Annotated in this window: 9 protein-coding genes and 1 pseudogene; 5 read left to right on the top strand and 5 right to left on the bottom strand. The window is 60.6% G+C overall.

Going from position 1 to position 11109, the window contains the following annotated elements; all coding sequences use genetic code 11:
• The first annotated feature begins 98 nt into the window (after nucleotides 1-98).
• The 5 genes from AB3226_RS28960 to AB3226_RS28980 all read left to right on the top strand — a co-directional run bounded on the left by AB3226_RS28960 (nucleotide 99) and on the right by AB3226_RS28980 (nucleotide 5975).
• Nucleotides 99-1763 carry an AMP-binding protein gene (locus tag AB3226_RS28960; RefSeq protein ID WP_367375580.1) on the top strand — a complete coding sequence of 555 codons (1665 nt, stop codon included), beginning with the start codon at nucleotides 99-101 and terminating at the stop codon, nucleotides 1761-1763.
• 16 nt (nucleotides 1764-1779) lie between these two features.
• Entirely contained in the window at nucleotides 1780-2541 is a 762-nt protein-coding gene (locus AB3226_RS28965; protein ID WP_367375581.1) for an SDR family NAD(P)-dependent oxidoreductase, read from the top strand.
• Between the two features lie 12 nt (nucleotides 2542-2553).
• On the top strand, nucleotides 2554-3747 hold the full coding sequence (locus AB3226_RS28970) for an acetyl-CoA C-acyltransferase (protein ID WP_367375582.1): 1194 nt from the start codon (nucleotides 2554-2556) through the stop codon (nucleotides 3745-3747).
• A gap of 203 nt (nucleotides 3748-3950) precedes the next feature.
• Nucleotides 3951-5078 carry an acyl-CoA dehydrogenase gene (locus AB3226_RS28975; protein ID WP_367375583.1) on the top strand — a complete coding sequence of 376 codons (1128 nt, stop codon included), beginning with the start codon at nucleotides 3951-3953 and terminating at the stop codon, nucleotides 5076-5078.
• A gap of 123 nt (nucleotides 5079-5201) precedes the next feature.
• Entirely contained in the window at nucleotides 5202-5975 is a 774-nt protein-coding gene (locus AB3226_RS28980) for an enoyl-CoA hydratase (protein WP_367375584.1), read from the top strand.
• 123 nt (nucleotides 5976-6098) lie between these two features.
• On the opposite strand, the gene AB3226_RS28985 is transcribed toward AB3226_RS28980, so the two are convergent.
• From AB3226_RS28985 to AB3226_RS29005, 5 genes and pseudogenes are all read right to left on the bottom strand, one after another.
• Nucleotides 6099-7250 (bottom strand): acyl-CoA dehydrogenase family protein, encoded by a 1152-nt coding sequence (locus tag AB3226_RS28985; protein ID WP_008072412.1) that lies wholly within the window; start codon nucleotides 7248-7250, stop codon nucleotides 6099-6101.
• 3 nt (nucleotides 7251-7253) lie between these two features.
• Nucleotides 7254-8360, bottom strand: a complete 1107-nt coding sequence (locus tag AB3226_RS28990) for an enoyl-CoA hydratase/isomerase family protein (RefSeq protein WP_367375585.1) — start codon at nucleotides 8358-8360, stop codon at nucleotides 7254-7256.
• A gap of 344 nt (nucleotides 8361-8704) precedes the next feature.
• On the bottom strand, nucleotides 8705-9400 hold the full coding sequence (locus AB3226_RS28995; RefSeq protein ID WP_367375586.1) for an HPP family protein: 696 nt from the start codon (nucleotides 9398-9400) through the stop codon (nucleotides 8705-8707).
• 158 nt (nucleotides 9401-9558) lie between these two features.
• Nucleotides 9559-10737 (bottom strand): MFS transporter, encoded by a 1179-nt coding sequence (locus AB3226_RS29000; protein ID WP_367375587.1) that lies wholly within the window; start codon nucleotides 10735-10737, stop codon nucleotides 9559-9561.
• Between the two features lie 153 nt (nucleotides 10738-10890).
• A pseudogene (locus tag AB3226_RS29005) lies at nucleotides 10891-11106 on the bottom strand (MmgE/PrpD family protein); the annotation flags it as partial.
• Between the last annotated feature and the right edge of the window lie 3 nt (nucleotides 11107-11109).

An 11109-nucleotide genomic window follows, 5' to 3' on the forward strand; every position in this document is an offset into this window, starting at 1 on the left:
TGATAGCTTTGACCATTGTCCCGCACCCCGCGCAGAGCGAGTATTTCCCTGTTATTTACGGTTCCCCACCCTAATAAAAATACACAGGGATTCTGGCAATGCGCGATTACTTGTCTGCCACGTCACAGTTCAATTATCAGCACACCGTCGATGCCGCGCTCACAGGGTCGTTGAGCGCGCTCAACGCCTGCGTCGAGTGTTGCGACCGGCATGCCTTGCCGGGGCGCATCGCGCTGTTCTGGGAAGGCCGCGACGGTGCCAGCGCGACCTACACCTTCAGCGACTTGCAGGACAAATCCGCGCGGTTCGCCAATTTCTTGCTGGCCCAAGGCGTGAAGAAGGGCGATAAAGTCGCCGGCCTCTTGCCACGCAACATCGAATTGCTGATCACCGTGTTCGCCACCTGGCGCATCGGCGCGGTCTTTCAGCCATTGTTTACCGCCTTCGGCCCCAAAGCCATTGAACATCGCCTCAACAGCTCCGGTGCCGCCGTGGTGGTGACGGATGCCGTCAACCGCCCGAAACTCGCTGAAGTGGCCGACTGCCCGACCATCGTCACCGTGGGTGGCCCGAAAGGCCAAGGGATTGTTCGGGGCGACTTCAGTTTCTGGGCCGAACTGGCCAACTATTCCAACGTCTGTGAACCGGTATTGCTCACCGGCGAAGACCCGTTCCTGCTGATGTTCACCTCGGGCACCACCGGCCCGTCGAAAGCACTGTCGGTGCCGCTCAAGGCCATCGTCGCGTTCCAGAATTACACCCGTGACGCGGTGGACCTGCGTCCTGAAGACGCGTTCTGGAACGTGGCCGATCCGGGCTGGGCCTATGGCATCTATTTCGGCGTCACCGGGCCGATGGCGATGGGGCACCCGATCACCTTTTACGATGGCCCGTTCACCCTCGAAAGTACCTGCCGGGTGATCAACAAATACGGGATCACCAACCTCACCGGGTCGCCGACTGCGTATCGCTTGTTGATTGCCGGTGGCGACGAGTTTGCCCGCTCGATCAAGGGCAAGCTGCGCATTGTCAGCAGCGCCGGCGAGCCGCTGAACCCGGAAGTGATCCGCTGGTTTGCCGACAACCTCGGCGTGGTGATTCACGACCATTACGGTCAGACCGAACTGGGCATGGTTTTGTGCAATCACCACGGCCTCGATCACCCGGTACACGTCGGCGCTGCCGGTTTCGCCTCGCCGGGCCACCGCATCGTGGTGCTCGACGACGAATACAAGGAATTGGGCGTCGGCCAGCCAGGCATTCTGGCCATCGACCGCACCCAGTCGCCGATGTGCTGGTTCGGCGGCTACGAAGGCGCGTCGACCAAGGCCTTCGTCGGCAACTATTACCTGAGCGGCGACACCGTCGAGTGGAACCCGGACGGCAGCATCAGCTTCGTCGGCCGCAGTGACGACGTGATCACCACCTCCGGCTATCGCGTTGGCCCGTTCGATGTGGAAAGCGCGCTGATCGAACACCCGGCGGTGGTCGAAGCGGCGGTGATCGGCAAGCCCGACCCGGAGCGCACCGAGCTGGTGAAAGCCTTCGTCGTGCTCAGCGCGCAATACCGCGCCGCGCCAGAGTTGGCAGAAGAGCTGCGCCAACACGTGCGCAAGCGTCTGGCTGCGCACGCGTACCCCCGTGAAATCGAATTTGTCAGCGAATTGCCGAAAACCCCAAGCGGCAAATTGCAGCGCTTTATCTTGCGCAACCAGGAAATCGCCAAGGCTCAAGAGGCCACCGCGAAGAACGTTTCAGCTTGAATCCAAGGAAACAATGATGCAGATCGAAAATAAGGTTTTTCTCGTCACCGGCGGTGCGTCCGGCCTCGGTGCCGCCACTGCTGAAATGCTGGTGGCTGCTGGCGCCAAAGTGATGCTGGTGGACATGAATGCCGAAGCCGTCGCGGCCCAGGCTGCACGTCTCGGCGCGCAAAGCGTGGTGGCCGATATCAGCAATGAAGCGGCTGCGCAAGCGGCTGTGCAGGCGACGGTCAAAGCGTTTGGCGGCCTCAATGGCCTGGTCAATTGCGCCGGTATCGTCCGTGGCGAGAAGATCCTCGGCAAGAACGGCCCTCATGCACTGGACAGTTTCAGCCAAGTGATCAACGTCAACCTGATCGGCAGCTTCAACATGCTGCGCCTGGCTGCGGCGGCGATTGCCGAAACCGAAGCCGATGAAAGTGGCGAGCGTGGCGTGATCATCAACACCGCGTCGGCCGCAGCCTTCGACGGCCAGATCGGCCAGGCCGCGTATGCGGCTTCAAAAGGCGCGATTGCCAGCCTGACCTTGCCCGCCGCCCGTGAACTGGCGCGCTTCGGCATCCGCGTGATGACCATCGCCCCGGGCATTTTCGAAACGCCGATGATGGCCGGCATGACCCCGCAAGTACGCGAATCCTTGGCCGCTGGCGTGCCGTTCCCGCCGCGCCTGGGCAAGCCGAGCGAGTACGCCGCGCTGGTCAGGCATATCATGGAAAACAGCATGCTCAACGGCGAGGTGATCCGTCTCGACGGTGCCTTGCGCATGGCCGCGAAATAAGGAGGATTAGACATGACACTTTCCAACGATCCGATTGTTATTGTCAGCGCCGTCCGCACCCCGATGGGCGGGTTCCAAGGCGAACTGAAGAGCCTGACCGCACCGCAGCTGGGCGCCGCAGCGATTCGTGCTGCCGTTGAGCGCGCCGGTGTCGCCCCTGAATCCGTTGAAGAAGTGCTGTTCGGCTGTGTGCTCTCCGCAGGTCTCGGCCAGGCCCCGGCGCGGCAAGCGGCACTGGGCGCCGGCCTGGATAAATCGACCCGTTGCACGACGCTGAACAAGATGTGCGGCTCGGGCATGGAAGCCACGATTCTGGCTCACGACATGCTGATCGCCGGCAGCGCCGATGTGGTCGTCGCTGGCGGCATGGAAAGCATGTCCAATGCGCCGTTCCTGCTTGACCGCGCCCGCAGCGGTTACCGTATGGGCCACGGCCGAGTGCTTGATCACATGTTCCTCGACGGTCTTGAAGACGCCTACGACAAGGGCCGCCTGATGGGCACCTTTGCCGAGGATTGCGCTGAAACCAACGGCTTTACCCGTGAAGCTCAGGATGCGTTTGCCATTGCTTCGACCACCCGCGCTCAACAGGCGATCAAGGACGGCAGCTTCAACGCCGAAATCGTGCCGCTCACCGTGACCGTCGGCAAAGAGCAGGTGCTGATCAGCCACGACGAACAGCCGCCGAAAGCCAAACTGGACAAGATCGCCTCGCTGAAACCGGCGTTCTGCGATGGTGGCACCGTGACGGCGGCGAACTCCAGTTCGATCTCTGATGGCGCCGCGGCGCTGGTGTTGATGCGTCGTTCCGAAGCGGAGAAACAAGGTCTGAAACCGCTGGCGGTGATTCATGGTCACGCTGCATTTGCCGACACGCCGGGGCTGTTCCCGGTGGCACCGGTGGGCGCGATCAAGAAGTTGATGAAGAAAACCGGCTGGTCTCTGGATGAAGTCGAGTTGTTCGAAGTCAACGAAGCCTTTGCGGTGGTGAGTCTGGTAACCATGACCAAACTGGAAATCCCCCACGAGAAGATCAACATCCACGGCGGTGCCTGCGCCTTGGGCCACCCGATCGGTGCGTCTGGCGCGCGGATCCTTGTGACCTTGCTCTCGGCCCTGCGCCAGAAAGGCCTGAAACGCGGCGTTGCAGCGATCTGCATCGGCGGCGGCGAAGCCACGGCCATGGCTGTGGAATGCCTGTACTGAGGCTAATGGGGCGCAACCTGTGTGTAGGGCTTTTGTGGCGAGGGAGCTTGCTCCCGCTCGACTGCGCAGCAGTCGCAAAGCTTTTTGGGGCCGCTTCGCGACCCAGCGGGAGCAAGCTCCCTCGCCACACAAGCCCGCTCCCACAGGTCCTGTGTTTCAACTGACAGGCATTGTGTACGAAGGCAAATATTTAAGGACTTGGCATGATTCCCAATGACGAACAGCTTCAGATCAGCGACGCGGCCCGGCAGTTTGCCCAGGAACGGCTGAAACCGTTCGCCGCCGAATGGGACCGCGAACATCGCTTCCCCAAGGAAGCCATCGGCGAGATGGCCGACCTGGGCTTCTTCGGCATGCTGGTGCCGGAGCAGTGGGGCGGTTGCGACACCGGTTACCTGGCCTACGCCATGGCGCTGGAAGAAATCGCTGCCGGCGACGGCGCCTGCTCGACCATCATGAGCGTGCACAACTCAGTGGGTTGCGTGCCGATCCTCAAGTTCGGCAACGACGATCAGAAAGAACGCTTCCTCAAGCCACTCGCCAGCGGCGCGATGCTCGGTGCGTTTGCGCTGACCGAACCGCAAGCCGGCTCCGATGCCAGCAGCCTGAAAACCCGTGCTCGGCTGGACGGCGATCACTACGTGCTTAACGGTTGCAAGCAGTTCATCACCTCCGGGCAAAACGCCGGGGTGGTGATTGTGTTTGCGGTGACCGACCCGAGTGCCGGCAAGCGCGGGATCACGGCGCTGATCGTGCCGACCGATTCGCCGGGCTATAAAGTCGCACGAGTCGAAGACAAACTCGGCCAGCACGCCTCTGATACCTGCCAGATCCTCTTCGAGGATGTGAAAGTCCCGGTGGCCAATCGACTGGGCGAGGAGGGCGAAGGTTACAAGATCGCTCTGGCGAACCTCGAAGGCGGCCGTGTCGGCATCGCCTCGCAATCGGTGGGCATGGCCCGCGCCGCGTTCGAAGCGGCCCGCGACTATGCCCGTGAGCGCGAGAGCTTCGGCAAGCCGATCATCGAACACCAGGCGGTGGCCTTCCGGTTAGCGGACATGGCAACCCAGATCGCCGTCGCCCGGCAGATGGTGCATTACGCGGCTGCATTGCGCGACAGCGGCAAGCCGGCGCTGGTGGAAGCGTCCATGGCCAAGCTGTTCGCTTCGGAAATGGCCGAGAGGGTCTGCTCCTCGGCGTTGCAAACCCTTGGCGGTTACGGTTACCTGAACGACTTCCCGCTGGAGCGGATCTACCGCGACGTGCGGGTGTGCCAGATCTACGAAGGCACCAGCGACATTCAGCGCATGGTTATTTCGCGCAATCTTTAAAATGAACCTGTAGGAGCTGTCGAAGGCTGCGATCTTTTGATCTTGCTCTATGAAAATCAAGATCAAAAGATCGCAGCCTGCGGCAACTCTTACGGGGGATCGAGTGTTTATCAGGAGTCATCTATGAGCTACGAAACGATTTTGCTGGAAACCCACGGCCGCGTCGGCCTGATCACCCTCAACCGTCCGCAAGCCTTGAACGCGTTGAATGCGCAAATTGTCAGCGAATTGAACCACGCCCTCGACGGTCTGGAAGCCGATTCGAACATCGGTTGCATCGTGCTGACCGGCTCGAAAAAAGCCTTCGCCGCCGGTGCCGACATCAAGGAAATGGCCGAGCTGACCTATCCGCAGATCTACCTCGATGACCTGTTCAGCGACAGCGATCGCGTGGCCAACCGCCGCAAGCCGATCATTGCTGCGGTCAACGGTTTTGCCTTGGGCGGTGGTTGTGAACTGGCGTTGATGTGCGACTTCATTCTGGCTGGTGATAACGCAAAATTCGGTCAGCCGGAAATCAACCTCGGTGTGTTGCCGGGCATGGGCGGCACCCAGCGCCTGACCCGCGCGGTGGGCAAGGCCAAGGCCATGGAAATGTGCCTGAGCGGGCGTTTGGTCGATGCCGTAGAAGCAGAGCGTTGCGGCATTGTTGCGCGCATCGTGCCGGCGGATGAGCTATTGGAAGAAGCGCTGAAAGTCGCGGCGCTGATTGCCAGGAAGTCGCTGCCGATTGCGATGATGATCAAGGAAAGCGTCAACCGCGCGTTTGAAGTCAGCCTGTCGGAAGGTGTGCGCTTTGAGCGTCGGGTGTTCCATGCGGCGTTTGCGACGCAAGATCAGAAGGAAGGGATGGCGGCGTTTATTGCCAAGCGTGAGGCGGAGTTCGTCGGCAAGTAATGCGGCGTCCTCGCGGACGTCATCGCGGGCAAGCCCGCTCCCACTGTGGTTTCTGGCGTTCACAAATTTTGTATACGCTCGAGAAACCTGTGGGAGCGGGCTTGCCCGCGATGCTTTTAAAGGTCACACCAGATAATTTTTCAACTCCCGGGCAATCACCATCCGTTGTATCTCGCTTGACCCTTCATAAATCTGCGTGATCCGCGCATCCCGGTAGTAGCGCTCCACCGGGTAGTCCTCCAGATACCCATACCCGCCATGAATCTGTATCGCCGACGAGCAGACCTTCTCGGCCATCTCCGAGGCAAACAGCTTGGCCTGTGAGGCCTCCGACAGACACGGTTTGCCAGCACTGCGCAACCTTGCGGCGTGGAGGATCAGCAAGCGCGCAGCGTTCAGACGGGTGTGCATGTCGGCCAGCATATTAGCGATGCTTTGGTGTTCGATGATCGGCTTGTCGAACTGCACCCGATCCCGCGCATAAGCCAGCGCTGCTTCGAACGCCGCTCGGGCGATGCCCAAGGCTTGCGCGGCGATGCCGATGCGGCCGCCTTCGAGGTTGGAGAGGGCGATGGCCAGGCCTTTGCCGCGTTCGCCCAGCAGATTGGCCTCGGGAACGGTGCAATTGTTCAGGGTGACGGCGCAGGTATCGGAAGCACGGATGCCCATCTTGTGTTCACTGCGGTCGACGATGAAACCTGCGGTTTCGGTCGGTACCAGGAACGCCGAGATGCCGCGCTTGCCCAGCTCCGGATCGGTCACGGCGAACACAATCGCCAGCTTCGCCCGTTTGCCGTTGCTGACGAATTGCTTGGCGCCGTTGATTACCCACTGGCCGTCGCGCAGTTCGGCGCGGGTGCGCAGGTTATGCGCTTCGGAACCGGCCTGGGGTTCGGTGAGGCAAAAGCAGCCGATGGCCTGGCCGCTGGCGAGGTCCGGCAGCCATTGCTGTTTCTGTTCTTCGGTGCCGTAGTTGAGCACTGGCCCACAACCCACGGAGTTGTGGATGCTCATCAGCGCACCGGTGGCGCCGTCACCGGCGGAAATCTCTTCCACAGCCAAGGCGTAGGCGACGTAGTCGACATAAGTGCCGCCCCATTCCTCCGGCACCACCATGCCCAGCAGACCCAGTTCACCCATCTTCGCCACCAGACCGTCATCGATCCAGCCGGCCTTTTCCCAGGCTTGTGCGTGGGGCGCGATTTCGCCACGGGCAAAATCCCGGGCCATGTCGCGGATCATCACTTGCTCTTCGCTCAATTCGATATCGTGCATGACTCAGCTCCAGCTTGGGTCGAAACCGGTGAAAAAACTCGCCACGTGCTCGGCGTCCAGCGCCTGCAGAGTCGGCGGGTTCCAGCGCGGGTTCTTGTCTTTGTCGATCAGCAAGGCGCGCACGCCTTCAATCAGGTCGCCGCGTTCGAACCACTGGCGATCCAGGTGCAGTTCGAGGGCGAAGCACTGTTCCAGGCTCAGGTGCCGACCGCGTCGTAGCATTTCCAGGGTCACGCCCATGGCCAGCGGTGAACGGCTTTCCAGCAGATCCGCTGTGGTTTTCGCCCATTCGTGACTATCGGCGACCGTCACTTCGCGCATTTGCTCCACCATACTCGGCACGTCGGACAGGGCGAAGAAGTGATCGATGGCCGGGCGCAACGCGATCAGTGGCGCATCGGGCAGTTGTTGCACGGCGAGTTTCGCCAGCAGGCCTTGCAGGTCCTTGAGCGGCGTGTCGTGCCATTCGAGGTGATCGAGTTGCTCGTCCAGCATGCCCAGGCTGGCGCTTTCCAGGTACCAGTCGGCCAGGCCGCAATAGAGCGCATCGGCGGCGCGGATTTGCACGCCGCTGACACCGAGATAAATGCCCAACTCACCGGGAATGCGCGGCAGGAAATAGCTGCCGCCGACGTCCGGGAAATAACCGATGGCCACTTCCGGCATCGCCAGGCGGCTGCGCTCGGTGACCACCCGCAAATCGGCGCCTTGCACCAGCCCCATGCCACCGCCCAGCACAAAGCCGTCCATCAAGGCCAGGACCGGTTTGCGATAGTGATGGATGGCGAGGTCGAGGGCATATTCCTCGACGAAGAAATCTTCGTGCAGGGTGTCGCCGCTTTTGAAACTGTCGTACAGCGAGCGAATATCGCCGCCGGCACAGAACGCTTTCTCACCAGCACCGCGCAACACCACCGCATGCACCTGCGGATCCTGTGCCCAGGCATCGAGCTGCTGTTGCAGGCTGCGAACCATGTCCAGGGTAATGGCGTTGAGGCCGGCGGGGCGATTGAGGGTCAGGTGACCGATGTGATTGCGAACCTCGGCCAACACTTCGTTTTGCGTGGCATCCATGGGCTGTGTTGTCGGGGATGAAACCTGAGCAGTCATCACTAACTCCCTGCTTTTATTGTTCTTTATAGAGAAGCTCGCGCGCGAGCGATGCTGGATCGTATCAGTGCAAATTTGTGATGTACAACCGGGATACGTGCAGGTGCTGTTTGCATTTTTACCTTAGGGCAACATCAAAGGATTGCAACCTTCGGCAGCCTGACACCGTTTTGAATCAACCTTGAATTTGTGGCGAGGGGGCTTGCTGTGGCGAGGGAGCTTGCTCCCGCTTGAGTGCGCAGCACTCACAAAATCTGCGCTCATACGCAGAATTCCGGGGCCGCTTCGCGACCCAGCGGGAGCAAGCTCCCTCGCCACAAAACTTGCTGCTGCCCTTGATAAACTCAGGTTCTGCTACTCAGCACTTCACCAATGCTACGCCGCTTGGCATGCAATTCACTGGCATGGATCAGTTGTTCGAGGTCTTCGGGGGTGACGTCGTAGAAGGCCTCCATGTCGGCGAGGGCCAGTTTCAGATCCGCGGCAGTGATTGCCTGGCTGTCGGGGAGGGGCATCATCGGCGCCGGTACAGTGGGGCGTTTGGGATAACGAATGCGCGTCAGATTGTTGTACGCCAATGCGCTGAGCAGCATCGTCGAACCACTGAGCATCACCGGGCCGATGGCTTTCCAGTCCAGGGCGATGGTCGCCGGGTCTGCCAACACCAACAGCAACGCCAGCGCCCCGGCCGGTGGATGCAGGCAACGCAGCCAGCACATCAGAATCAGCGCCATGCCCGCCGCGAGGCAGGCGCTGCCGAGAGTACGTCCGAGGACGTGAGCGACCAGCAGCGAAACCACCCCGGCGCTCAAGTAGCCTCCAAGAATCGACCAGGGCTGGGCGAGGGCGCCCGAGGACACAGCAAACAGCAATACTGCGGATGCACCCAGCGGGCCGATCAGGTGTTGCGCCACTTGCATGCCGAATACCTGACTGCAGAGCCAGACGCTGAACATCGTGCCCAGCGACATGCCGATGGCAGCGCGGCTCCATTCTGAAGGACGGGTATTGATGGCGGCAGGTAACCAGCGAGCAAACATGAGGCAAACAATCCGTAAAAAATCGAGGCAAAAAAAAAGGCTTAGCTGGGATACCCAGAAAGCCCTTGAAGTAGTTCCAACTATTGGGGGAGGAACGCCGCACAGTGTGCCGATCAATCCTTATGCTGACAAATTCATATTAATGCAGCTTCAATGCACTATTTTTGCAGTATTGCTACGCGCCGACCGCTCATGAAGCAGAGAAAACCGCCCATCGCCGTCAAGGCGCTCAGGGCATAGAACATGGTGGGCGCGGGCGTGTGCATCAGCAGATAACCACAGATCACTGGGCTCAGCGCACCGCCGAGGGCTGCGAGGTTTTGCGCGCCGTAGTAGCTGCCGCGCAGTTCTTCCGGGGCCAGGGTGTCGACAAAGAGGAATTCGGCCGGGTAAATGATCATTTCGCCGAGGGTGAAAATGAACATCGCCACGCACCAGCTCACCAGGCTGTCAGCCAGGCTGAAACCGATCAACCCGAGGATGAACAGGCTGGTGCCGCCAGCAATCCAGTAACGCAGTTGTTCACGTTTGAGGAACCGGCCGATCTGGTATTGCAGCAAGATCACGCTGATGGCATTGCAAGCGAGCAGGGCAGCCATGGTTTCCAGGGCACGTTTGGTGTCTTGGGTGACCAGCAGGTATTGCGACAGGTACAGGGTGAAACGACCGTGCACCACGGTGCTGAGCAGGCAGCCGCAAGTGAACATGATCAGCGTGCGGTCGTTCTTCAGGGTGATCAGGGTTTTCAGGAAACTCTGGGGCTGGCCGATGGCGGGTATCTGGGCCGGGTCTTTGGGAATTCCGCTCATCAGGAAAATACTGAAAAATGCGATGCCACCGGCAATCAGGAACGGCGCTGTTGGCTGCACCCCGGCGATCACTACACCGAGCATGGGGCCGGTGGCGTAGCCGATGTTGGTCAGGGTGTAGCGCAGTGAGAAAGCCTTGGCGCGCTGGCCCATAGGCAGGTTTTCACTGAGGATCGCCTTCGACCCGATCAGGAACAGCGCCGAGGCGGTTTCGGTGATCACCAGGGTGGCGGTGGTCAGGTAGAGATTTTCGGCGAAGGTCAGCAGCACGATACCGATGGCGCTGGAAAGCATGGCGAGGATCAGCAGTCGACGCTTTTCGAGGCGGTCGATGATGTAGCCGCCGTAAAGGGCGAGCAGGGTGGCGATGAACACCGCGATGCCCAGCAACAGGCCGACGTCCTGTTGGTTGAGGCCGAGTTTGTTGCTCAAGAACAGGGTGAGCAACGGGCTGGTAATGGCGCGGCTGACGACAATGGTCAGCGAAACGATCATCAAGCGGCGGATAACGAGGGAGTAAGTGGCCACGGTGAGGCAAATGTCCTTATTTATTAGATTCTGTAGTGATCGACGCGATACCGAGTTGCTGCCAATCGCGAGCAAGCCCGCTCCCACAGGATTTAGGTGCTCCCTGTGGGGGCGGGCTTGCCCGCGATGAGGCCCGCACAGACCACGTCATACTCAAGCCAGCCACCGGTCAAGCACACGAACCGACTCCAGTTCTTCCAGCCGCCACAACTGCTCAATCAATCCTTCCGCCCGCTGCCGCGGCATAACCCGCCCCGTCAGGCTGAAAAACTTCTCCTCCAGCGCCTCATCACTCAACGGATTCCCCGGCGACCCCAGCGGCACCTCAACACACAGGCTCGCTTGCCGACCGTCCACGGTCTGCAGGCTATA

Source organism: Pseudomonas lini, assembly GCF_964063345.1.
Lineage (GTDB): Bacteria > Pseudomonadota > Gammaproteobacteria > Pseudomonadales > Pseudomonadaceae > Aquipseudomonas > Aquipseudomonas lini_B.

Excerpts from the sequence above, each read along its gene's own strand:
- AB3226_RS28975 (WP_367375583.1), top strand. The coding sequence starts at position 3,951 with ATGATTCCCAATGACGAACAGCTTCAGATCAGCGACGCGGCCCGGCAG.
- AB3226_RS28970 (WP_367375582.1), top strand. The coding sequence starts at position 2,554 with ATGACACTTTCCAACGATCCGATTGTTATTGTCAGCGCCGTCCGCACC.
- AB3226_RS28995 (WP_367375586.1), bottom strand. The coding sequence starts at position 9,400 with ATGTTTGCTCGCTGGTTACCTGCCGCCATCAATACCCGTCCTTCAGAA.
- AB3226_RS28960 (WP_367375580.1), top strand. The coding sequence starts at position 99 with ATGCGCGATTACTTGTCTGCCACGTCACAGTTCAATTATCAGCACACC.
- AB3226_RS28985 (WP_008072412.1), bottom strand. The coding sequence starts at position 7,250 with ATGCACGATATCGAATTGAGCGAAGAGCAAGTGATGATCCGCGACATG.
- AB3226_RS28990 (WP_367375585.1), bottom strand. The coding sequence starts at position 8,360 with ATGACTGCTCAGGTTTCATCCCCGACAACACAGCCCATGGATGCCACG.
- AB3226_RS28980 (WP_367375584.1), top strand. The coding sequence starts at position 5,202 with ATGAGCTACGAAACGATTTTGCTGGAAACCCACGGCCGCGTCGGCCTG.
- AB3226_RS28965 (WP_367375581.1), top strand. The coding sequence starts at position 1,780 with ATGCAGATCGAAAATAAGGTTTTTCTCGTCACCGGCGGTGCGTCCGGC.